21 protein-coding genes are annotated in these 21039 nt (G+C 65.9%); 14 read left to right on the top strand and 7 right to left on the bottom strand.

Features of this window, described 5'->3' with window-relative positions; translation table 11 throughout:
• The first annotated feature begins 3 nt into the window (after window positions 1-3).
• Genes CH294_RS26880 through CH294_RS26860 form a run of 5 tightly spaced genes read left to right on the top strand, consistent with a single transcriptional unit; the run spans window position 4 to window position 6393 of the window.
• Window positions 4-1578 carry a hypothetical protein gene (locus CH294_RS26880; protein WP_094634002.1) on the top strand — a complete coding sequence of 525 codons (1575 nt, stop codon included), beginning with the start codon at window positions 4-6 and terminating at the stop codon, window positions 1576-1578.
• Between the two features lie 43 nt (window positions 1579-1621).
• A complete protein-coding gene (locus CH294_RS26875) occupies window positions 1622-3136 on the top strand; it encodes an ATP/GTP-binding protein (protein ID WP_094629896.1) in 1515 nt (504 codons plus the stop codon).
• Window positions 3133-4014: a hypothetical protein gene (locus tag CH294_RS26870; RefSeq protein WP_094634001.1), complete on the top strand. Its 882-nt coding sequence runs from the start codon at window positions 3133-3135 to the stop codon at window positions 4012-4014. The genes CH294_RS26875 and CH294_RS26870 overlap by 4 nt, the downstream gene beginning before the upstream one ends.
• Window positions 4011-5783 carry a TraM recognition domain-containing protein gene (locus CH294_RS26865; protein WP_249305507.1) on the top strand — a complete coding sequence of 591 codons (1773 nt, stop codon included), beginning with the start codon at window positions 4011-4013 and terminating at the stop codon, window positions 5781-5783. The genes CH294_RS26870 and CH294_RS26865 overlap by 4 nt, the downstream gene beginning before the upstream one ends.
• A gap of 4 nt (window positions 5784-5787) precedes the next feature.
• Window positions 5788-6393 carry a hypothetical protein gene (locus CH294_RS26860; protein WP_094629898.1) on the top strand — a complete coding sequence of 202 codons (606 nt, stop codon included), beginning with the start codon at window positions 5788-5790 and terminating at the stop codon, window positions 6391-6393.
• Window positions 6394-6909: 516 nt separating this feature from the next.
• Here the strand turns inward: CH294_RS26860 and CH294_RS26850 are convergent.
• The gene (locus CH294_RS26850) at window positions 6910-7338 is read right to left on the bottom strand and encodes a DUF2690 domain-containing protein (protein WP_141214649.1); all 429 of its coding nucleotides are present in this window, start codon (window positions 7336-7338) and stop codon (window positions 6910-6912) included.
• Window positions 7339-7492: 154 nt separating this feature from the next.
• Here CH294_RS26850 and CH294_RS26845 point away from each other — a divergent pair, with 154 nt between their 5' ends.
• Both CH294_RS26845 and CH294_RS26840 read left to right on the top strand, forming a co-directional pair.
• Complete coding sequence (locus CH294_RS26845; protein ID WP_094629900.1) at window positions 7493-8281, top strand: NBR1-Ig-like domain-containing protein; 789 nt, start codon at window positions 7493-7495, stop codon at window positions 8279-8281.
• Between the two features lie 154 nt (window positions 8282-8435).
• Window positions 8436-9179, top strand: coding sequence for an Abi family protein (locus CH294_RS26840; RefSeq protein ID WP_094629901.1), 744 nt, complete (start codon window positions 8436-8438; stop codon window positions 9177-9179).
• Window positions 9180-9201: 22 nt separating this feature from the next.
• On the opposite strand, the gene CH294_RS26835 is transcribed toward CH294_RS26840, so the two are convergent.
• Complete coding sequence (locus tag CH294_RS26835) at window positions 9202-10455, bottom strand: hypothetical protein (protein ID WP_141214650.1); 1254 nt, start codon at window positions 10453-10455, stop codon at window positions 9202-9204.
• Window positions 10456-10628: 173 nt separating this feature from the next.
• Here CH294_RS26835 and CH294_RS27330 point away from each other — a divergent pair, with 173 nt between their 5' ends.
• Window positions 10629-10820, top strand: coding sequence for a hypothetical protein (locus tag CH294_RS27330; protein WP_141214651.1), 192 nt, complete (start codon window positions 10629-10631; stop codon window positions 10818-10820).
• An 84-nt stretch (window positions 10821-10904) separates the two neighbouring features.
• On the opposite strand, the gene mobF is transcribed toward CH294_RS27330, so the two are convergent.
• Window positions 10905-15467, bottom strand: a complete 4563-nt coding sequence (gene mobF, locus CH294_RS26830; protein WP_094629903.1) for a MobF family relaxase — start codon at window positions 15465-15467, stop codon at window positions 10905-10907.
• Window positions 15468-15681: 214 nt separating this feature from the next.
• Here mobF and CH294_RS26825 point away from each other — a divergent pair, with 214 nt between their 5' ends.
• The 6 genes from CH294_RS26825 (at window position 15682) to CH294_RS26800 (ending at window position 18529) form a co-directional block, all read left to right on the top strand.
• Entirely contained in the window at window positions 15682-15984 is a 303-nt protein-coding gene (locus tag CH294_RS26825; RefSeq protein WP_094629904.1) for a hypothetical protein, read from the top strand.
• Between the two features lie 422 nt (window positions 15985-16406).
• Entirely contained in the window at window positions 16407-16925 is a 519-nt protein-coding gene (locus CH294_RS26820) for a hypothetical protein (RefSeq protein ID WP_094629905.1), read from the top strand.
• Window positions 16922-17257 (top strand): hypothetical protein, encoded by a 336-nt coding sequence (locus CH294_RS26815; protein WP_094629906.1) that lies wholly within the window; start codon window positions 16922-16924, stop codon window positions 17255-17257. Before CH294_RS26820 ends, CH294_RS26815 begins: the two co-directional genes overlap by 4 nt.
• Window positions 17254-17634, top strand: coding sequence for a hypothetical protein (locus CH294_RS26810; RefSeq protein ID WP_094629907.1), 381 nt, complete (start codon window positions 17254-17256; stop codon window positions 17632-17634). Before CH294_RS26815 ends, CH294_RS26810 begins: the two co-directional genes overlap by 4 nt.
• A 19-nt stretch (window positions 17635-17653) precedes the next feature.
• Window positions 17654-18166, top strand: coding sequence for a hypothetical protein (locus CH294_RS26805; RefSeq protein ID WP_094629908.1), 513 nt, complete (start codon window positions 17654-17656; stop codon window positions 18164-18166).
• Between the two features lie 150 nt (window positions 18167-18316).
• Window positions 18317-18529 carry a hypothetical protein gene (locus CH294_RS26800; protein ID WP_094629909.1) on the top strand — a complete coding sequence of 71 codons (213 nt, stop codon included), beginning with the start codon at window positions 18317-18319 and terminating at the stop codon, window positions 18527-18529.
• Window positions 18530-18613: 84 nt separating this feature from the next.
• Here CH294_RS26800 and CH294_RS26795 read toward each other — a convergent pair whose 3' ends face one another.
• The 4 genes from CH294_RS26795 to CH294_RS26785 form a co-directional block, all read right to left on the bottom strand.
• Window positions 18614-19471 carry a hypothetical protein gene (locus tag CH294_RS26795; protein ID WP_094629910.1) on the bottom strand — a complete coding sequence of 286 codons (858 nt, stop codon included), beginning with the start codon at window positions 19469-19471 and terminating at the stop codon, window positions 18614-18616.
• Window positions 19472-19556: 85 nt separating this feature from the next.
• A complete protein-coding gene (locus CH294_RS26790) occupies window positions 19557-20153 on the bottom strand; it encodes a DnaB-like helicase N-terminal domain-containing protein (protein WP_094629911.1) in 597 nt (198 codons plus the stop codon).
• A gap of 90 nt (window positions 20154-20243) precedes the next feature.
• Window positions 20244-20375, bottom strand: coding sequence for a hypothetical protein (locus CH294_RS28045; RefSeq protein WP_254924082.1), 132 nt, complete (start codon window positions 20373-20375; stop codon window positions 20244-20246).
• Between the two features lie 27 nt (window positions 20376-20402).
• On the bottom strand, window positions 20403-20645 hold the full coding sequence (locus CH294_RS26785) for a glutaredoxin domain-containing protein (protein ID WP_008719967.1): 243 nt from the start codon (window positions 20643-20645) through the stop codon (window positions 20403-20405).
• Window positions 20646-21039: the final 394 nt, after the last annotated feature.

Raw genomic sequence — 21039 nt, 5'->3', positions numbered from 1 at the left:
GCGGTGAGCGGGCCACGGTCGGCGATTCTCGGCCGTCAGACCGCGCGCCGGGGAGTGCTCCCGTTCCCCGAGCCGGTCGTCGCCGCATGGGCAGCCACGCTGGTGGTGGCCCTGTATCTGCTGTTCATGGTCGGGCAGTCGACGTGGACGTTGGCGATCGATGCCGTCCTGATCGGCGGCGTCCTGTGCGCGACACTCGATTTCGGCCTGCACGAGTCGTACGCGGCCCGCAAGGTCAAAGCGATCCGCAACAGGCAGCGCCGCAAGAGAGGCGAGCACGTCTGGGTCTCGCCTTCCGATCCGCACTACGGCGACCCCGCCCTCGATCCGGGGTGGACGATTCCGGTTCCGCTGTACCGCACCGAGCCGGTCGACCTGGCCGGAACGGGCCTCGACGACATGTTCATCCTCGAACATCGCACCCCGGGCGACAACGACTACTACTCCGTTCTCATCGCGAAACAGGGCCTGGCCGAAGGCCTGCGCGGCGACGATGCGTGGGCGGTCACCTCGGCGGCGTTCGGGCGAGTGCTCGCCGGATTCGCCAAACGGTCCTCGTTCGTCCGCGGCCTGGAACTGCTGCACCGCAGCGTCCCCGCCGACATGGTCCCGCACGAGAACTGGGTCACCGAACAGATAGCGGCCGGCGACCCCGACCTGGCCGTGGTTCCGGCGATCCGGTCCTACGGACAGTTGATCGACCGGATGAGCCCGTACTCCGAAGAGCACCGCTCCTACGCGGTGCTGATCTTCCCGAAGTCGGCCGCGTTCCTCGCCGAAGCCGCGCGGATCGCCCGCCGCAAGGACGCCCCGCTGGTCGGCGGTATCGCCCAGGTCATCCGCGATGACACCGCCCGCGCCGTCAGCGCCCTCGAGCGTGCCGGAATGGGGCGCGTGGAGGTCTACGGCGAACAGCGCGCCTGCGCGGTCCTGCGGGCATTCCAGGACCCCAGCTACCCCCTCGACGCCCACAGGGGCGTCCGGTGGGACAACTGCTGGCCCTCCTACGTCGGACGGGACGAATCGGTCGAGGTCGCCGGCACATGGCACACCCGAGTCGGCATCATCCCCACCCGCGCCATCGAACCGGTCGAAGTCGGCCCGCTGTGGCTGGCGACCCTGCTCACCGGAGTCGAACCCGATGCCGGCGACGACGAGATCCCCGCAGCACCGACCATCCGGACGGTGACCGCGCGAATGGACTTCGTCGAGGCATCCAAGGCCCGCGCTGCGACCAAGAAGGACGTCACCCAGGACAAGGCCCGTCAGATCACCGAAGAGCGCAAGGGAAAGATCACCGACGGTGCATCGGAGGTCGCGATCAGCGAATCCTCCCGTCGCCGTGAAGATCTCATGCCCGGAACCGGGCACCACGGAATGATCTACACCCTCGCCGTCTCGGTCACCGGCCACGACGAAGACGACGCCCTGCGGGCGTGCACACGCGTCGAACAGGCCGCCGACGACTGCGGTATCGGCGAGATCGAATGGCAGGACAACCGCCACGACGTCGCCGCATTCGTCACCTTGCCCCTCGGCCGCGGACTCGCGGCCACCAAATGGACCCGCTCCCGATGAACCGAACCCAGAGTCCGCCGACCACAGAACGAGGCGAGAGACGATGACCAGTACCGACAACAAGCAGGACCGACGCCGTGGCCACGCCGCCACACCGCGCACCGCCCGCCGTTTCTCGCTGACCCGGCGAAGCAAGCGCACCGGCCCCGATCTGGCCGCGCAGGCCGACACGGCCGCCACTCTCGCCGCGGCACAGTCCGCCGGCATGATCACCACCCGTCGGCACCCGCCGACGCGGAAGAAGTGGCTCGACCGATGGGGCTGGTACGAGATCCGCGTCGAGGGCGCGTGGACGACCACCCGGCAGGGCGAAGCGCTGAACCTGGCCACGATGCGCCGCTCGGTGCGTCACGAGGGCCTGCTGACCGGGCTGAACAAGATCAGCCAATCCGGAGTGATCACCGACCCCTACGCTCTCTACGGGTCGGAAATCGAGAACATCAACATCGCCGTCATCGGCGACATCGGCAAGGCCAAGTCCTCGCTCATCAAGACCGCGATGTGCCTGCGCCAACTCGCACTCCCGAACCGGCAGGTGGTGGTGATCGACAAGAAACGCCAGGGCAACAAGGGCGGCGAATACAGCGGAATCGCGGATGCTGTGGGCGCTGGTTCGATCCGATTCCGCACCGGCACAACGGGAATGCGCATCAACCTGCTCGACCCCGCGATCGCCACCGGCGTCGAACGCACCGACGGAGTCGCCCCGGCCGGCCAGGAAGCACTCGTCGGGGCAGTCATCGAGGACACGATGGGCCGCCCCCTGGTCGAGACCGAGAAAGCCGCACTCGGGCTCGCTCTGCAAGTGGTCAACGACCGCGCAGCCCGGGAGAACCGCGAACCGATCCTGATGGAACTCGCCGACGAGCTCCTGGGCCCCTCCGCCGGCAGCGGCGCAGCGTTCGGTGATCAGTGGGCGCAGGAATCGCGGCGTTGGGGCCTCAATCCCGGTCTGGCGCTGCGGGAGCTGTGCTTGGGCGATCTCAAGGGCCTCGTCGACGGCGCGACCTCACCGGAGGTCCGCGCGGCTCTCGATCACCCGTTCGTGCACTTCGACGTGTCGGCGTTGCCGAACAAGGGTCCGGCCCTGCGGGTGATCATGACCGTGATCAACACCTGGTTGGCGAACGTGCTCGCCTCCCGGTCCGCCCGGCACATGCAGACCCTGCTGCTGGTCGAGGAAGGCTGGCACGTCGCCGACGGCTCCACCGGAAAGGTCTTCCGCGAGAACATGAAGCTCTCGCGCGGTCTGGGACTGTCGACCGTCTCGGCGTTCCACCACATCTCCGACCTGCCGGTCGATTCGCCGGCGCGGGCGCTGATGAAAGAGGCCGGCATCGTCTTCCTCTACGGGCAGGACCGGGTCGAGGACGCCGAAGAAACCGCCCGCATGTACCACCTGCCGCCGGGGTCGACCGAAATCATCATGTCCCTCGCCAAGGGCCACTGCCTGGTCAAATACGGCAACGCCGACCCGATCCTGATGGAACACGTGCGCTCGGATCTGGAAATCGCACTCACCGACACCGACGAAGTGATCAAAGGAGCAGCAGCATGACCGACCACTCACGCAGCGCAGCGCTCTCGCACCCTACGGCCGACCGTTCGACTCTGGTGGGTGTGGACGTGACGACCCTCGATGTGGCGGGCAGTACCGCCGTAGGTCGACTGTTCCGGTCTCGTTCGGCAGCAACGGCATTCGCCCTGACGCACGCCGCACAATCCTGGGCCACGCTGGTCTCACTCGACTTCACCGTCTTCGAGTGCGATACAGCGTCAGTCGATTCGGCATCGGAGGGCATGTTCTGCGCGTGGGACGAGGTGTCCGTGACGGGCTCGGTAGCCGAGACAGCCTGCGCTTTAGCGATTCTCGACGAATACAGTCTTGGGGTGAGGCGGGCGAGGTTGCCGCTGCCCGCTGCTCTGACGGCCGAGATCTCCACGCTGAGCAACGCCGTCGCTTCGCCGGTGCATCCATCACGGGTCGACGACCCCGACAAGGTGGAGGTCCGCCTGTGCAGCATCAGGCCGGACCCGTTGCCGCACAGCAGAACATCGATAGGGTTCTACGGCAGCGACGACGCGGAGCGGGTGGCCGGGGTCCTGGCGTATCGGTTCGGCGGCGACATCGCACCAGCGACCGAACGGGGCTGCATCCAGGTCCACCACAGCGCCGACATCAGCGACGTTGACCGCGCCGCGGTCGCCCGCTACACCCGCATCGGCGAACTGCGCGCCAACATCGCCGCACTGGACCCGCGACGAGACATCGCGGCGATCACGCGCCTCGACGGCGAGCTCGACACCCTCTGCTCGGCCGTACTCCATCGACGATCGACACCCTCGCCCACTCCCGTCGCCGGCAGCGACGTGGTCCGCAGATACCTTCCCGCGCCTGCTCCAAGGCCCGACTCCAGCGAGGACCGCCCCCGATGAGCACACCAGAACTTCGCCCCACTCCCCCGGTACTTCCCTACGGCACCGGCCCCGTCGTCGGTTTCGTCGCCGGTGCATTCGTCTCCGTGGTCGGCGGCGGCTACCTGTCCGGTCTCGTCGCCGGCACCGGCCCTGCACTTCCCGCCGGCATCTACGGGGTGATCCCCGTGGTGGTAGGCCTGTTCAGCAACCCATCCGACCCCGCGTCGGCGTGGCCGGTAGGTGCTCAGCCGGGCGGCCCGATCCTGACCTGGCTGTGCATCGGCATCATCGCGGCCGCATGCATCCTGCTCGGAGCTATCGTCTCGGCGAAGAACATGGCCCGCAAAGCATCTCGGCGGGTGCGGGCGAACGGATTCGCCGATCGGGCCGCGCTCGCAACTGTCGGGATCGACGAGAAAAGCGCGGTGAAGAAGGCCAAGGCCACCCGGCTCTCACTCTCCGACGTCCCGGTCCGCCGGATCGAGGCAGCAGCGGAGACCACGCGCATCGGCACGCTGTACGACGACAAGAAACAAGGGGTGTTTCTGCAGTACCGAGACGGTGTGCTGGTCGAAGGCCCCACCGGATCCGGTAAGACCTGGCGCATGTTCTACAAGGCGGTCGTCGAGGCGATCGGGCCGGTGGTGGCCACCTCGACCCGCGGTGACCTTCTGCGCGCGACGTGGGCCGAGCGCGCGGCTGTGGGCAGGGTCGAGGTGTTCGATCCGGACGGGCTGACGGTGTATCCGAACAAGATGCAGTGGTCGATTCTCGACGGCTGCGACGACCCCGAGGTGGCCATGCGGCGGGCCGCGGCGTTGGTGCAGGCCATGCCGATGGACGGCACCTCGAATTCGAGCTACTGGAACGGCAAAGCCGCGATGCTCATGCGCGGCTACCTGTATGCCGCAGCGGTATTGGACAAGGATCTGGTCACACTGCGGGTGTGGGCTGCCTCGCGCAACGTCAAGCCCGTGCATGAGGTTCTGTCGAGGGATCTACCGGACTGGGACGCCGACCTGAGTCAGGCGCTGGAATCGAAAGCCGATTCCTCCGACGACATGATCGGTGCCTGCACACGCCTGCTCGAGCCGTTGGCGTCGCCGAAGCTGATGCGCTCGCTCAATGTCCCGCTCAGCGAATCGGCGGATCTACGTTCCCTGATCACCGAAGGCCGCAACACCGTATATCTCATCTCCGAGGGTGGCAGTGCGTCGGCGGCCGCGATGACGACCGTTCTGTCGGCCGAGCTCTATCACGTGGCGAAGACCCACGGCCTGACCCAGCCCGACGACAAGATCGACCCGCCGCTGCGCATGGTGCTCGACGAGATGAACAACGTCGCAGCAATCCCGAACATGCCCTCGCTCATCACCGACTCCGGTGGCCGCGGAATCCAGATCTGGGCCGGAGTGCACTCCCGGCTGCAGAACGAACAACGCTGGGGCCACGTCGCCGGCCAGCAACTGTCCAACGACTCCCCCACTCGCCTGTATCTGACCGGCCTCGGCGACGCCGACGAGCTGGCGACCATCTCGAAGGGCCTGGGAATGCGTGACGAATACATGAGCGCCTCCCGGATGGCCGGGCCCCGGTCGGTCCCGGTCATGGCCGGCAGCGACATCGCCCGGATGCCCGCCGATCAAGCCCTACTGCGCTACCGGGAGGCCAAACCGATCAAGCTGCACGTTCCCTCCGTCTGGGACGTACCCGTGCTCGCCGCCCGCGTGAAGGCCAATCAGAAGGCGTTCGACGAGTACTGCGCTACCGGTTACGAGAAGAGCTGACGTCATGGCACTCCCGGCGTATACCCCCGGTGCGATCGACTGGCCGTACCTCGACAAGGACAGCGCCGCCCGACTGTGGGTCGAGCTCGGCACCTGGGTGGAATGGCTACGCGACCGCTACGAGCTCGGCCGCACCATTCCCCCGTGCTGGTTCAAACACGGCCCAGTGGTCGAAGAGCTGACCGCAGCGATGTTCGCCCGCCGTGAGGCGTACCAACAGGGCAAGAACGCCTATCACGGTGGGCCCGCAGCGTGGCACTACCAAGTTCTCTGGCCGATGGTGCACCGGATGAAGTCGATCACCGACTTCGAGCAGTGCACTCCCCACTCGTGCGGGTTCACCCCGCCGACGCCGGCCGTCGCCGGCGACTTCGCCGAATTCATCGCCACCGACATCGACGAGCGCGACGACTCACCGATCGAGCCGACCCAGCACGACGCCGCACCCGCCGAGGCCCCATCGGAACTGACGATGGAGCAGGTCATCGACATGATCGACACCGACAGTGCTGTCGCAGAAGATCCCGCCGACGATTTCACCGCCGTCATCATCGACGACGCACGGTGGGAGTACGACGAAGCCACTGAGACCTACAAGCCTGCCCCTTGAGATCGATTCCGGAACAAGGGGTGTCGAGTCGCGGTCCGGCGGACGTCCGGACTGGCACTCGTCTCTCATCCCACAGCGTCAAGGCCGTACAACGTAAAGTCTCTGCGATGCCCCTGCTATCGAAGTCACTCGGCGAATCGGTGACACTCGAAGATACAACCATCAGGACATTCACATTCAACGTCGTTGGCACCCGTCCCATTCGGCGGTTCTCCTACCGAACCATCGAGCACATCACAATCCCCGCCGACGCCTTGTACCCAAATTCCTGGGTATCCGTGCCGCCTGGAAAATTTCACCCAGGGAGCACCTTCACCACCGAATATGCACATGGCGCTGGCCCCGGACCCGTTCTCGTGGAAGTCCGGTACACCATCTCGGCACTGCTACCGTTCTGGTTCCTCTCCCAACAGTTCGTGCTGCGCTAGAACTAGACCCAACGTTCTTCCCTGGCTTGCACACCGAACGAGCCCCACCACACTGGGTGTGGTGGGGCTCGCCGGCGAACTGGGACGACTAGCAGAGCTGCTTGTTTCCGGTGTCCATCAGACCGATGCCGTTGGCGTTGCCGATCTTCACGCGGAAGGTCACGCACGCACTGCCCGGGGCGTACACCATCGGCGTCCAGTAGCTGTTCGGGCTGTTGCCGTACGAGGGTGACCACTGCCAACCCGAAGCCTGCGAGGCAATGCCGGCTTCGCTCTGCCGGCCGGCGGCGCCCGTGACGCGGACCCAGTTCGTACCGCAACTGGGGCTGTACCGAACCTCGACCTTTCCGGAGCCGAAATACGTGTTCTCCCAGATCGTCTGGGCACCGTTCGCGCACCCGGTCGAGAGCGGATCTCCGCTCGGGGCTGCCTGCGCCGTACCAGCCGCGCCGACAGTCAGGGCTCCGGCTGCAGCTCCTGCCATGGCCAGGGCTGCGATGTTCCTCTTGAGTTTCACTGGACTCTCCTCATCCCGAGAACACTGTCGGCAAAAGGCTTTTCACCGTTTCCGATCCCGTGGGACAAGACTGCACCCGCACATATTTATGACGCACCCGCTAAATTAATGGATCGCCTCGCGCACTCGCGCGACGCCAGGGGGGAGCACCGTCATGGACGAGGGTAAGAGCACGCGTGGGCGGGGTCGGCCACCGAAGAAGCTCGATCCACCCACCGATGCGCTCGGACGCTTCGCCAATCACGTGCGATCGGGACGTGCGATCGCGGGCTTGAAGCAGACCGAGCTCGCGGAGCGGGTGGGGTGTACACCAGGAAGCCTCAGCCAGATCGAACGCGGCATCCTGCGTCCGAGCCCAGCGTTGGCCACGGCGCTCGATCAGGCTCTCGGCTGGAACGGCTTGCTGCTGTCTCTGTTTCGTGATGCCCAGGAGGAAAAGGACCGAAAGACCGCTGACCGCATCGGCCGCTCCCACGACCCGACGACCGGAGCGCTGTCGACCGAGCTCACGCCTGCGGATCTACACCTCGAGCCCGGGGATGTGTCTCTGTGGGTCGCCGACATCACGATTCCGGACGGGACACTGATGGCTCCCGGCGAACGCTTCACGAAGATCTGGCGCGTCCGAAACGGTGGATCGGTCCACTGGGAAGACCGCTACATCAAACGGATGGGCCCTCTCGGCGGTTCCAGCCAGGTCGCAACCCCCAGCCTCACGCCGATCCCCGACACCGCACCCGGTGAACTCTGCGACATCGCAGTGGAATGCAAAGCCCACGTGCTGCCCGGGAGCTCGCAAGCCAATTTCAAGATGAGTGACGCGCACGGCCGCCTGTACTACCCGAACACCACCCCGGAAGGCGTCTTGTTGGCGATCACGGTCGTAGAGGGACTCACTCCCCGCTCGGCCGCCGATGGGTCACGCGACGTTCGGGGACTGTGAACCGCCAATTGCACCGTTCGAAAGAACTCAACCCCGCCACAGAGTGGCGGGGTTGAGTATGTTCAAGGGTCACGCAACTGCGGACGATTACCACCTTTAAGATAACCGATGATCCGTCAGCCTTCGGCGGAAATGCTAGCAGGCAGGAGCACGGGTGACAAGCACGGCCGCAGGCGAGGTGAACCTGGACTTCGTCTTCGAGTCGATGCCCCACGCTCGGATGCAGAAATACCTGGACGCAGCGGGGCACCGCAAGGTCGAGGGTGCGCTCGATCTGTATCGATGGAACCTCAAGGCGTCCACAGCGTTGTGGGAGGTGATCTGTCACGCCGAGGTGACACTTCGCCATGCGATCGACATCTCGCTCAGCGAGCGGCACGAGCAGCTGCGCAGGGAAGACGATTGGGTCTTTTACGCGCTGGAAGTCCCTGAGGGTACATCGGAAATGGGCAGTTGCTTCGAGGACCTGTCCAAGGCGTACGGGAAGCTGAAGAAGCGGGTCGGCAAGGGCAAAGGCGGGTTCGAGAGAGTCGCGGACATCGGCGCGGATGACGTGATTGCTGCTGTGGACTTCGGGTTCTGGAAGTTCATGGTTTCGGGAGACAAGGAAATAAAGTTCGGGACTCGAATCAGGCGAGGCTTCGACAACGCGCCGCGCGGCAAAACTAGCAACGACATGGCGTTTCTGCGTCAGGTGGTCAACCCACTGCACACGGTGCGCAACAGGATTGCCCACCACGAGCCCATCTGCTTCGAATCGGGCAATTTCATCAAGAACAAGTTCGACAATGCCATCGCGCTGATCGGCTACTTCGACGACAACCTTCGTGACTGGGCGAGAGATCAGTCCGCCCTCGACCAGATCCTCGAAACAAAGCCGTACATGCGCCGGAGATGACCTGGACCGCCTCTGGACTTCCTCATTTCCCCAACAAACGTTCGGCCACGCGGTCGTCGACCGGCAGATCCTCCAGCCAGAGCGGCACGGGGTACGCAAGGCGACTCAGGACGACGTCGACGGCATCGGTTGCGAAGGGTGCCGTCACCGAGTCCGGCGGCGGTGGATAGATCACTCGGTAGGGCACTTGCTCGTCGGACTCTTCACCTGCCGGAATCAGATTCCGCGAGGGATTCAACTTTCCACGTCGGCGGTTCGGCATCGGGTCGAATACATCGATCAGCCCGAACTCGTCCAGAGCATGGATCGCTTCCAGGTAGGTGTCCTCGCTGAGTCCATAGCGTTCCCATCGAATCGTTTCTCCGAGGGCCACGCCGATGTCTTTTTTCGACGAGCGCGGCTGCCCCTCCATACGCTGGGTGAATTCGACGATTGCCAGGAAGGTGGCTATCTCGCCCGGTTCGAGGACGAGGTGCCAGCCGCGGGCGAAAAATGCGCGCGGTACGCGCACGGTCTCGGGACTGCGCCTTTCCGCCGGCACTGTGTACCGTCGACCGTTTCCGGCCTCGGAGTTCAGAATCCAGTTCTTGAACCTTCCCGCCACCGGGTCCGATCCGGTGTGCACCAGCCCGACATCGTGCAGCACGGACAGCGCCCGGTTCAGCGCCCGACCTCGTTCGCGATTGATTCGAGCAGGTGAAGTTGGTTTGACATGAAGACCACAAAGCTTCCACCACGCCGCGAGCTCCGGTTCGCCGAACACGTTGGGGTGCTTGTTGACGAACGTCTTGCCGGCCTCGAACTCGAGGTGCGCTACGTAAATCGCCGACATCAGAACCCTCAGTGCCGAGTTCTTACGGTTGATCAAGCGGGTGGACGCAGGTCGGGTGTCCAGATCTGTTGAGCGAACATACTTCTCGCCGGGGGCGCGAAGAGGGCGTTTCGGATCGAGTCGGACGAACGGAGTCCGGATTCTGACGTCCTCGAACCTGACGTCTTCGTATTGGCTGCCGAGGCCGAGCAGGCTGTATTCCTTGGTTGCTGCTTTCACCGCGTCCTTGCGAGCCAGCAGGGCCTCGCGACGAGCGGTCCTGCGCGCCTCCCATCCCTCGAACACTGCTTTGTTGTACTGCTCCTGACGCGCGAGTTTCGCCTGTTGCTCCGCGGTGAACTTTTGAGCGAACACCCGTTTGGGGATTGCCGACGGCTCCCCGGTGTCGGTAACGTCGCTGTTCTCGGGCTCGCCGAGATCCTCCGATTTCGCCATGTCAACCATCAGATCTCCTCGAATTAGTACCGATGTAGCCGGTGCTGCGGGAACCGGACATTGCAACGTTAAAGTAGATAAGAGTAACGGGGCTATGTCCGGCCAGCCTAGACCCGGTGACCGGCCACCACGGTACTCCGAGCGGCGTGCGTGCAGCTCCAGAGCCCGCCACAGTTGTCTGCATGAACAACACACCGAACGGATCGAACGACGATCCTGACCAGGCCGGACGGAACCTCTTTCCGTCACTGACGACTCCTGCCGCATTTGCAGTTGCGGGACTTATGGGTGCGACCGCTACGTACTTCTCGCGGGACCCATCCATTGGAGCAACGATCTTCGCCGCCGTACTGGGTGCTCTGACGAGAAAGTAGCCCACGGCGTGTATGAGGCCGTCCGCGTGGCGGGCGGCCTCACACGCGGTCTCACCGATGGCCACGAGTGCGACCGGCCCGCGCTTACAGCCGCGGGCCGCGCCGCTGGTGTCCGTGTTCGATGTTCTGCTGCGCGATGGTGTGGTGGTGCTCGATGTTCTCGGCCTCGCGCTGTAGTCGCTGCTGTTCTTCGTGCTCGTCGCGTCGTTGCTGCTCAATGTGGTCGTGCAGGGTGTCGATGTTCGTGTGGACGGTGTTGTACGGCGCGTGCTCGGCCCGGTTCTCGGGTCGGTCGCCGGCGATCGAGGTGGTGTCGGTGATCTGGTAGCGGTCTCGGTAGGCGGCGATCTCAGCGGCGGTGCGATTCCATTCGGCCGCGAGGGCGTCGTCGTCGGGCCGCTGTTCGAGGTGGCGGGTGAATTCGAGGTCCGGGGTCGAGGCCGGGTCGGGGACGGCGGCGATGCGGTCGACGGCGGCGGCGTGCTCGGCGGCGATGTCGTCGTATCGGTTGTCGAGTTGCTCGCCTAGGACGGGATCGACGAGGTGGGCGTCGAGGTCCGGTGACGGCACCCAGTGCGGTGCGTCCTGGTCGACCGGTGTCCGGTGTGTGGGCGCGATGTCGTCGAGTGCGTCGACGATGCCTCCGGCGAGGACGCCGGGGTGTGTGGCGGTGTGGATGTCGCGGCACAGCTCGTCGAGGTCGTAGCCGCCGTGTGCGGTCAGTTCCCGCATTCGGGCGATAGCGGTGTTCCACCGGGGGTCGTCGCTACGTGCTGCGGTGGCCATCGCGATCGGGAAGTGCTCGCGCATCGTGTCTTCGTGCTCGGCGAGCCACCTGGTGTTCGCGCGTTCGGCCGCGTCGGTGACGGCGGGTACGAGGTCTTTGATGAGGGCGCGGGCGGTGACGTCGTCGCCGCGTGTGGTCAGTTGCTGGGCGTGCCAGGCGAGAACGTTCTCCGGTGACAGTCCCGCCAGCGCTGCGGTGCGCAGGTGTCGGCCGAGTCGGTGCACGCCGGGTTCGGCGATGAGGCGTTCGGCGGTCGCGGGTTCGAACGCGGCCTGGATGGGGCGCTGGACTCGTGCAGCGTCGAGTTCGGCGTGGGCAGCGTCGTAGTCGCGGATCCGTCGGCCGATGCCATCGGTTTCGGCGGGTGCCGGCCGAACGGTGGTGTAGCGGTCGGCGACGAGTCGGGCGTAATCGTCGAGCTCTTTGTCGGTGCCGGGTGTGCGCGGCGGGAGCGGGGGCAGCTCGTGTTCCGGTCGCCCGGTAGCGCCGGCCACCGTGTCGGTGGTGTCGGTGGTGTCGGTGGAGCTGCGTGCCTCGATGATCCGTGAGTTGAGCACTCTCGCGACGTCGCGTGCGGTGTGGAGCTCGCCGGCGGCGAGTGCGTCGACGAGGACGTGGCGGGCGCTGTCGCCGCGGTCGTGGATCTCGGCGAGGGTCGCGCGCAGTGCTGCGAGGCTTCCGGGGTGTTCGGCTTGCGCGGTCGCCAGAAGCGCTGCCGGGAGTGCCCGGTCGAGGACGGTGTCGAGCCAGTGATCACGAAGCCGGGTGTGGGCGGCGAGGTATGCCTCGCGGAGCCGGTCGGGGCTGTTCGCGTGTTCGGCGGCGTCGCGTATCGCGGTGATGGCGGCCTTGTGGCCGTTGTCGTTGGCGAGGATGCCGGTGAGGACCTCGCGGGAGTTCGGGGTGTCGATCTCCGAGAGGTGCATTCCCTCGGTGTCGAGTGTGACGCCCGGTTCGACGGGCACGTACAGCTCGTTGTTGGTGCGCCCGCGGGTGGCCGCGACATAGAGCCCGGCCCGGTCTGTGGTGGGGCTGAGCGCGGTGTGGGAGGTGTCGACGGTGATGCCTTGGCTGCGGTGCACGGTGGCGGCGTAGCCGAGTTCGGTCAAGCCGGACACGTAGTCGGCCGGCAGGGTGACCGTGCCGTCGTGGGTTTTGCTGCGGACGGTCAGCGAGCCGTCTTTGCCGACTGCGGTGACGGTCCACAGGTCACCGTTGCGGACGAACATGTTCCGTCGCCGACCACCCTTGGTGCGCAGCCACCGTGCGTTCTTGCGGGTGAGGACGGTATCTCCGACCCCTGCGGTGAGCTCGTCCGACAGCTCGGCGGTGCGGCGGGACTTCACCGTTCCCTGGCTACGGAAGTGCTCTTGGATGGCGAGGTTGACGGTGCGGACGTCCTCGCCGGTGGAGAGCATGACGAGCGAGGACTTACCGGCTGCGATGTCGGCGAGGTACGCCCCGGCGGCGGCGTCCTTCATCTCCGCGGCAGTGCCGGTGTGGACCCATCCGCGTTGGTAGAACATCTCGAGACTGGCCGGGTCGCCGTGCCGCAGATCGAGCGAATTCTCGGCCTGTTCGGTGTCGCTGCCGAACCGCACAACGGTGGTCAGTTCGGGCGCGCGAGTCTCTTCGGCGAGCAGCCGCAACGCACCGCCCGTTTCGACGGCGTCGAGCTGGTTCGGGTCACCGAGCAAACGCACGACCGCGCCTTTGGCTGCAGCGATCTCGGTGATGGCGGCGAGGTCTTTGGTCGAAGCGAGGGAGGCTTCGTCGACGAGCAGCATCGCACCGGGGCGAATGTCGATCCGGTCGGACAGGGTCAGGGGTTCGTCGCCGTTCTTGCCTCGCCACGGGTAGGTCAGGGTGGCGAGAGTGTGCGCGGTGACCCCGATTTCCTCACCGAGGGTTTCCGCTGCGACGGCCGACGGTGCGAGTGCGATGACCTGATATCCGGCCTTCTTCCACGTGTCGGCGACGGCCTTCATGGCGGTGGTCTTGCCGGTGCCGGCCGGTCCGATACCGACCGCAACAAGGGTGCCGCTACCGACGAAATGTTCCGCGAGTTCACGTTGCCCGGCGTTGAGAGTGCGTCCGTCCTTGCCTTTCGCGGCGGCGGTGATGACCTTGTCGAGCGCGGCCTGCGGAGCGATGTAGGCGACCGGGGTCTGTGCGGCGTCGAGCAGGGAACGTTCTGCGGCGAGGACGGTGTGCGAGGTGTGCAGGGCGGTGCCGGGGCGGGTGAGGATGAACTCGCCGTCGCGGCGGCGCAGCGCCGTCGGAGCTTCGGGCAGCTCTGGGAGCGGCATGTGTACCGATGTTGCGAGGACACGGTCGATCACGGCGGCAGTGGCGGCGCGCCGTGCGGTGTCGTCGGTGAACGCGACGGCGGCGAAGTTCGCATCGACGGCGGAGTGGACGTGGGTGATCGCCCAGTTCGATCGCTTGTCTTCGAGGCGTTCGAGCACGCGCTCGACCTCCTCGTCGAGGGAATCGAGGGTGCGCATGTGCTCGCCGACCTCGCGCACACCGGAGGCGTGCTCTCGTTGGACCTGTTGCCACCCCGCGGCGAGGGCGTCGACCTCGCGTGGGGTGCCGAGGATCTGCGCGGACCGGGTGAGCCAGGCGTTCTGCATCTCGCGCAACGTCTGCGGTTCCTGCTTGCCGGCGCGGGTGTCGAGGTTCGCCTGTTGGTAGAGCGAGTACATCGCTTTCGGGGACGGCATCCGGCCGTGTTCGGCGCGGTACTCGGCGACGAGCTGGTCTCTGCGCGTTTCGATCTGACTGCGGCGTGAGGAGAACATCTCGCACAGCTCACGCGGGACCTGCTCGATTTCGACGACGTCCTGCCGGCCGTGACCGGTGGAGCGGGCAGCGAGGGAAAAACCGAGTTCGGTATGCAGCTTGGACATGATGGTGGCGTTGTAGCGCTGCGAGGCCGGCACCGCGTACCGGTGCAGGATCGACCCGTCGAGGGCCCGCCATTTACCGTCGGATTCGGTGCAGACCTTGATCGAGACGACGGCGTGGGTGTGCAGGTTCGGATCCCCGGCGCGGGAGTCGTAATGGTCGTAGAGGGTCGCGACCAGACCGGTGGTGTCCTGGACTTCCTGGCTGGTGTTGCCGGTACGGGTGAAGCACGCTTCCTTCTCGATCCAGCCGAGGGCGTCGGTGACGGTCTCTTTGTGGATGCGCTCGATTTCTCGGCGGGTCCCGTCGTCGGCGAGCGCCCACATCACCGACACGCTTTTCGGTGGGGTGAACACCAGGTCGTAGCCGGCCACGGGCTGGCGGACGCGGGACTTCTGCGCGCTGATCCACGAACGGAGCTCGCGCTGATCTTCCGGCGGGCGGCCGTGGCCGTCGGTGAACAACCGGGTACCGACCTCGTCCATGATCTGCTGCGACTGCGCTTTCGACGGCGCGTGCCCGTGCTCCCTACGGAACTCCCCCACCGCTGCCTTGTGCTCGCGGAGCAGTTCGATGTCGTTGGAGAATTCGGGGAACTTACGGCCCAGGCGGGCTGCTTTGAGCGCGGCCTTCTCGTTCGCGCCCTTGGTAATTGAATCTTCGATCAACGCCGAGGCGTTCGGATGCAGCCCGCTACCGAACAACGCTTTCATCTGCGGCTCGGACACCTGCCCACCGCCGGTGATCGACGGCCCCGCAGTCGGGTCGATCCCGGCCTGCATCTGCTCCAGATTGTCCAGGCCCGCACCGAACCAGACACCCGGCGGTGTGCCGTGCGCGGTGTAGTAATCGGTCAGATCTTGGCCGTGCTCCCGTTCGCGGTCAGCGGTGGCCACCTGCTTGGTCAGGTACTCGTAGCCATCGCCCGCGTGCAGTACGTGGAGCGTCATCACACCGCCACCCTAGACGCCGCAGGCGGGCAGGCGGAAGGCCGGAACCCCCCAAAGTCTGAAATTCAGCAAGAGGTGTGTAAATCACCTAGGCTTTTGGCAGGCGAAGCCTGTGCAGTAAGGCCAAGCCCTCAGATGTCTTCGGCCAGGCCACAGACTTGGGGCGGTCGGAGCTGGGGTCGCGGGGGTCAGGAGATCGAGAGGCAACGGGGTCATGGGGTCGACAGGAGATCGGGTAGCCGCCCGTGAGCGGGGATGGCAGAAGGCCACCCGCCAGGCGGGTACAGCGGTGCGGGAGCGCGAGAGGGCGGCGCGGCGATTCGTTGCAGCGCGGGCACAACGGGACGCCGCCGAACAGGTGATGGCTGCCGAGTTGGAACGGCTGTCGACGTCAGAGGGATCTGTGCCCCGTGCGGCGGAGCTAGTCGGCGTGGATCTGGTAGAGGCCGAGCGGCTGATGTCCGCACGTCAGATCGTCAGAGCTGTTCCTGAGAGCGATGACTCGACGTCGTCGTGAACACCCCACTGTCGGAACCTCGACGGGACCACCGGACGAGCCCTCGCCCGCCGGTCCCACGTGAGCACCGTATGGGTGCGATGTCCCCTATCTGTGTGTCCGGCCCCGATTGTGGGTGCCTGAGATCGAGCGGAGCGGTGGGAGGAATCTCGGGCATCCACATGAGGATGAAGGCCGGTGCACAGTTGGGGGCACCGCACCCGATCCCCTCCCTCGTCGATGACTCCCCCGCCGGGCCGTGCACCGGTCGGGCAGGTAGGTCGTCTCGTCCGTCCGCTGTCGTCTGCGACGCCTGGGCGGTAGAGTTTGCAGTGCGTTCTGGCGGTGCCGTGTGGGCCCTCCGCCGAACGTTGATCACGTGCACCCTCACCGACTCTCCCCGTGTCTGCGGGCGGTCGGTTCGACGAGAAAGGCCCACACACATGACTGTCACCCCGTTGGACAAGGACGCGATCCGCGCGGCCGCCGAAGCGGCGATCAACGAGCGCATCGCGAAGGTCGAGGCGATCACCGACGCACAGCAGAAGGTCGTCGAGGCCGAAGCAGACGACGCGAAAGCGCGTACGGCCGCCGACGCGGCGATCAAGGAAGCCCAGGCCGCGAAACGGTCCTCTGCCAAGTCCGTCGAGAAGGCCAAGGACGCGGTCACTACCGCGTTGCGGGCCGCGCTCGACGGTGGATGGACGGCGCAGCAGTTGCGGGAGATGGGGTTGACGGTGCCGACCTCTGTCATCGCGTCCCCGAAGCCGGCCTCGACAGGATCGGGACGCAAGAAGCGGCCGGTGCGCATCGGTGTTGCGAGCACCGCCACCGACGCGGACAAGCCCGGTTCGGGCGAGTCGCCCGACGCCGCTACTCCCCCGCATACCGACCCCGCACCGAACTCCGAGACACCGCCTGCGGCGCAGGAGTTCGCCTCCGCCGGGCAGGGTGCGCAGTGAGCGCCCTCGGCGCGCTCGGCGTCGTCGTCTCGAACTCCGTCGGGCCCGACCCGTCGACGTTCGCCGCGTCGATCGCCTACGCCGACAGTGCCGGTGAGCCGGGAGCACCGGTTGCGTACGGCGAGTTCTTCACCTTGCTCGACGCAACCCAGTTCGTCGTCACGCAATGCTGGGTACTGGCGATCACCCGCGAGCAGGAGCACCTCGCCGCGACGATCGTGCGCGGCGGTCCGGTCGACACCGGACTGCACCTGCTCGATTCGGCCGGGACGCCGACGGAGATCTCCGACGCCGTCGGACAGCTGTTGATGGATCAGGCGGGTGCGCGATGACCGGCAACCACCCTGAGACGGACCTGAGCGAGTCCGATGTGTTGGAGCTCGACATCCTTGCGCTGCTGCAAACCGCGGAGGCGAACGAGGCGTTCGACACCTACGGCCCTCTCATCACCACGCGGACCGCGCCGCAGTTCGCGGACCTGTTGCGGATGATCAACGCTCTCGCGGCCGGCGGCGACTTCGAGTCGGCGATCGACGCGGAAGTGTTCGCGGCCGTGCGCTCCCCCGTCGACATCTCGCGGTTGGAGAAGTTCGGAGTGTTCGACACCTCGGACCCAGTCCTCAAACTCACCGCCGTGCAGACGCTCCGGACGATCCACGACGCCGAGACAGAACCGGTAGAAGCACAGTCGCCGGGAGACGTTAGGTGATGGTCGGCGGGCCGGGTCGGTGCCGGAACCGTTAGGTATCGGCGGGGCAACAGAACTCACGCGGTTCGAGCGCTACATCGTGCGCGGCCCGCACGTTGATTCGTGTGCGATCTGGGTCGGCGCGGTAGCCGATGACGGGTACGGCCGGTTCTGGTTGATGCGCGATGGCCGGCAGCGGGTGGTGCGCCCGCACCGGTACGCGTTGGCGCGTGCGCTCGGTGTACCGCTCACCGACGAGGTGACGGCATTGCACCTGTGTGACAACCCGATCTGTGTACGAGTCACTCTCGACGAGGACACCCGCGTTGGCGGGGTGCGTCACGTCGTCGACGGGACGCAGTCACAGAACCTGCTCGATATGGGAGCCAAGGGCCGCGGGGGTGGCCGGCGTCAGCGCGGGCTTTGGTACGGGCCCGATCGGGTCGCGAGAGCGGCGCGGTCGCGGCGGCTGCGCGATGCGGTGCGCGGTGGGTGGGACGAGGGCGCTGTGCGTACTGCGTTGCTCGATGAGGCTTCCCCGACGCTGTTCTGACTCCCGAACGTGTGTGGGCGGTGATGGCCGGTCGGTTGTGGCACCGACTGTGTCGGTGGGTGGGTGTGTACTGACAGCCAATCGAAGACCGGTCGCGTCGAAACGTCTGCGCGAGTGAAGGACACGAGGAACGAAAGGGGTGGGCTGGAGATGGCTGTGTATCTCGTGGCCGCTGCGATCCTGGCGTACGTGGTGTTGCGGTCCGGACAGCGAGCGGACGGCACGTGGAAATTCGCGCCGTTGCGCGCGACGGGAATGCTCGCCAGTGGTGTGTTCCGGATCGTGGTGTTCGTGGCCGTGTTCGCGTTCGCGTTCGCGCTCGGTGCATTGTTCAGCTCCGGTCGCAGTACGTTCATGCCCTAGCCTGCGTCCTTCTCGGCGACAGCGACTGCCCGACAGATGAACCCCCGCCATATTGTGGTCGGGGGTTCGATCGTTCCAGGGGTTCTACTGGTGGGGCCAGCCGCGGACGAGCTTGTCGGTGCTCGCGTGCACGGCGTTGAAGGCGTCGACGAGGTACGTCAGCCACGACGCTGCGGTCTCCGGGTTCGGGACCAGTGTGGAGGGGACGGCGTTCTGTTCCTCGTCGGAGAGTTCGTTGAAGTCGGCGGGGTAGTCGGTGGTGTCACCGTCGACGATGTTCGGTGCGCCGTCGATCTCATAGGTGATCACGAATTCGAGCTCGTGCCGGTTCGGGGCGGTGAACTCGGCCGACAGTGCGAGCTCGCCCCACAGTCGCCGGTCGTAGGTGACGGCCCCGGAGTTGATCGCGGCCTGCAGCAGCCAGTGCGGAGTCCACAATGCCTGCGCGCTGCCCGGTTCGGGCCACTCGAAGTCGTCGTCGAGCACGTCGGCTTTGGCGAGGTCGAGGGTGAGCAGCGGCGCGGCGGCCGGCGCGCGGGTTCCGTCGGCGGTGGGTGCGGTCATGGCCGGTGCCTCCAGGGTGTCGGTGTGGGTGTGGGTGACGATGAGGACACCGAGGTCGGTGCCGATGTTCGCACTGTCTCCGAGAGCGTCGAGCAGCCGTTCGGCCAAGGTTGCGGCGTCAGCGGCGCGGTAGGTGCCCAGGGTGCTCCACGTCGCGGCGTCGTACGAGGTTTCTGATGCCGAGCACACCTGCACAGTCAGCGCGCCACTACCGGTGGGGACGCGCTCGAGGTCGCCGGACGCGTCGACGACAGCAGCGATCTGCTCGCGGACGTGGACGGGCAGACCCGCATCGACAGCGGCACCGGTCGGGGGTGCGTTCGTGCGGTCCGGCGCGCCCTGTGGCGGCCGTTCGGCGTGCTCACCTGTCTCTGTCACGGTCCTCGTCTTTCGGTTGTGGCCAGCTAGCACCGTAGTGCCCTCGGCGTCGTCGATGCGCCCACCGGTGCCCGCGCGGGTTCGTTCAGGATGTCGGTGGTTGCCGAAAGCTGTTGAGCCTTTTGAACGCTGCCCGCTGCCGGATGCCGAGTTCGACCATGTAGTCGAACAGGTCGGCTTCGGGTGCTTCTTCGGCGGCCTGAGCCAGTCGTTGGCCCGCGATGTGGAAGCTGCGGCGGTAGGACTGGGACAGGACGTTGTCGGCGTAGTGCACGGCCGCGACGGAGTGTGCGCCGGCGGTGACGATGCCCATGAGGCGTTTGCGTAGCGGGGCGTCTTTGGCTCCGTCGGCTCCGGATCGGATGAGCGCACCGGTGACGGAGGCGAAGTCGTGGGGTTGGCCGGCGGTGATGAGGTCGACGATGTGGCCGTACATACGCGCGTGCGCGGGATCCTCGAAGTCCGCCGCGGTGAGCGTCCTGGTGATCCGCTCGACGTCGCTTCCATCGGCACTCTGGTTGCGCACATCCATCAAGGCGCACAGGAGCATCGCTTCGGGGTCGGTGGCCGGGTCGTACCCGGGTTCGACCGCTGTGTCGAGGTCCTCGACGGGTGCGAGGTCCGCGCGTGCCTGCGCTGCCGGGTCGTCGCCGGGTGTGGGGACTGCGCGTAGTGCGTTCATCGTCGGGCCTCGCGTTCGTGTCGGTGTCGGGTCAGAAGTCGTCGTGAACGGATATGGGATTACTAGCGGCCACGCCTTCGGGGGTGGTGGTCACGATGCGACTTGCTCGGCGTCGCCGTATGGGGTGTCGTTCTGTTCGGTGTCGCGCTCTGCTGCGAGTTCGGCATCGATCTGGCGGTCGATGTAGTCGGCGTCGGGGATGTAGGCGGGGACGAGGTGCATGGCGGTTCTCCTGTGTCGGTGGGGGTGTCAGGCTGCGAGTGCGTCGAGTCGGCCGATTCGGAAACCGGACCAGTCTTCGCGGTCACCGTCGCTTCGGTCGACGACCACGACGGGCGCTTGGAGGTAGCCGAGCTCGGAGGTGACGAAGTGGCGGGCGGTGTCGTCTTCGGTGATGTCGACGATTCGGTATTGGAGACCGTGCTTGTCGAGCCGTCGTTTCGTTGCATCGCATTGGTCGCAATTCGGTTTCGTGTACACGGTGATCGACATGGTTGCCTCCTTCTCGGAATTGTTCTATTGGCTTTTATTCTACGTCAAAAATGCCGTTTGCACCAGGTGTAGATATAGTCATTTACGTTGCGCTATAACGTTTTTCGGTGTTTTTCACTTACCCATTTCGATACCCGATGGGCCCGTCGAAAACGGGTGCGGATACGTGTATCGGGCTTCCTTTATTGCGTTCTTTTCGCTTCCGGGTGGCGCGGAGAAGAGACGGCGGCGCACGGCGTCGATGGTCAATGCCTGGCCGGTGCGAGTGTTCGCCGGGGAGCGCAGCGAGTGCGGGTCGGGCGAACAGTCGTGCTGGGCCCTGTGGGCCGGAGCGTGAGCGGAGTGAAGGGGTTGATCCGGGAGAGGACGGGTGATGCATTCTCGTTGCGCAGTC

It is taken from the genome of Rhodococcus sp. 14-2483-1-1 (assembly GCF_002259335.1).
GTDB lineage: Bacteria > Actinomycetota > Actinomycetes > Mycobacteriales > Mycobacteriaceae > Rhodococcoides.
The sequence above is the reverse complement of the archived record's forward strand: the minus strand, read 5'-3'. Positions and strand labels throughout refer to the sequence as shown.

Excerpts from the sequence above, each read along its gene's own strand:
- CH294_RS26785 (WP_008719967.1), bottom strand. The coding sequence starts at position 20,645 with ATGTCGATCACCGTGTACACGAAACCGAATTGCGACCAATGCGATGCA.
- mobF (WP_094629903.1), bottom strand. The coding sequence starts at position 15,467 with ATGACGCTCCACGTACTGCACGCGGGCGATGGCTACGAGTACCTGACC.
- CH294_RS26870 (WP_094634001.1), top strand. The coding sequence starts at position 3,133 with ATGACCGACCACTCACGCAGCGCAGCGCTCTCGCACCCTACGGCCGAC.
- CH294_RS26865 (WP_249305507.1), top strand. The coding sequence starts at position 4,011 with ATGAGCACACCAGAACTTCGCCCCACTCCCCCGGTACTTCCCTACGGC.
- CH294_RS26875 (WP_094629896.1), top strand. The coding sequence starts at position 1,622 with ATGACCAGTACCGACAACAAGCAGGACCGACGCCGTGGCCACGCCGCC.
- CH294_RS26800 (WP_094629909.1), top strand. The coding sequence starts at position 18,317 with ATGGCTGTGTATCTCGTGGCCGCTGCGATCCTGGCGTACGTGGTGTTG.
- CH294_RS26860 (WP_094629898.1), top strand. The coding sequence starts at position 5,788 with ATGGCACTCCCGGCGTATACCCCCGGTGCGATCGACTGGCCGTACCTC.
- CH294_RS26845 (WP_094629900.1), top strand. The coding sequence starts at position 7,493 with ATGGACGAGGGTAAGAGCACGCGTGGGCGGGGTCGGCCACCGAAGAAG.
- CH294_RS27330 (WP_141214651.1), top strand. The coding sequence starts at position 10,629 with ATGAACAACACACCGAACGGATCGAACGACGATCCTGACCAGGCCGGA.
- CH294_RS26825 (WP_094629904.1), top strand. The coding sequence starts at position 15,682 with ATGGGGTCGACAGGAGATCGGGTAGCCGCCCGTGAGCGGGGATGGCAG.
- CH294_RS26820 (WP_094629905.1), top strand. The coding sequence starts at position 16,407 with ATGACTGTCACCCCGTTGGACAAGGACGCGATCCGCGCGGCCGCCGAA.
- CH294_RS28045 (WP_254924082.1), bottom strand. The coding sequence starts at position 20,375 with ATGCACCTCGTCCCCGCCTACATCCCCGACGCCGACTACATCGACCGC.
- CH294_RS26790 (WP_094629911.1), bottom strand. The coding sequence starts at position 20,153 with ATGAACGCACTACGCGCAGTCCCCACACCCGGCGACGACCCGGCAGCG.
- CH294_RS26810 (WP_094629907.1), top strand. The coding sequence starts at position 17,254 with ATGACCGGCAACCACCCTGAGACGGACCTGAGCGAGTCCGATGTGTTG.
- CH294_RS26835 (WP_141214650.1), bottom strand. The coding sequence starts at position 10,455 with ATGGTTGACATGGCGAAATCGGAGGATCTCGGCGAGCCCGAGAACAGC.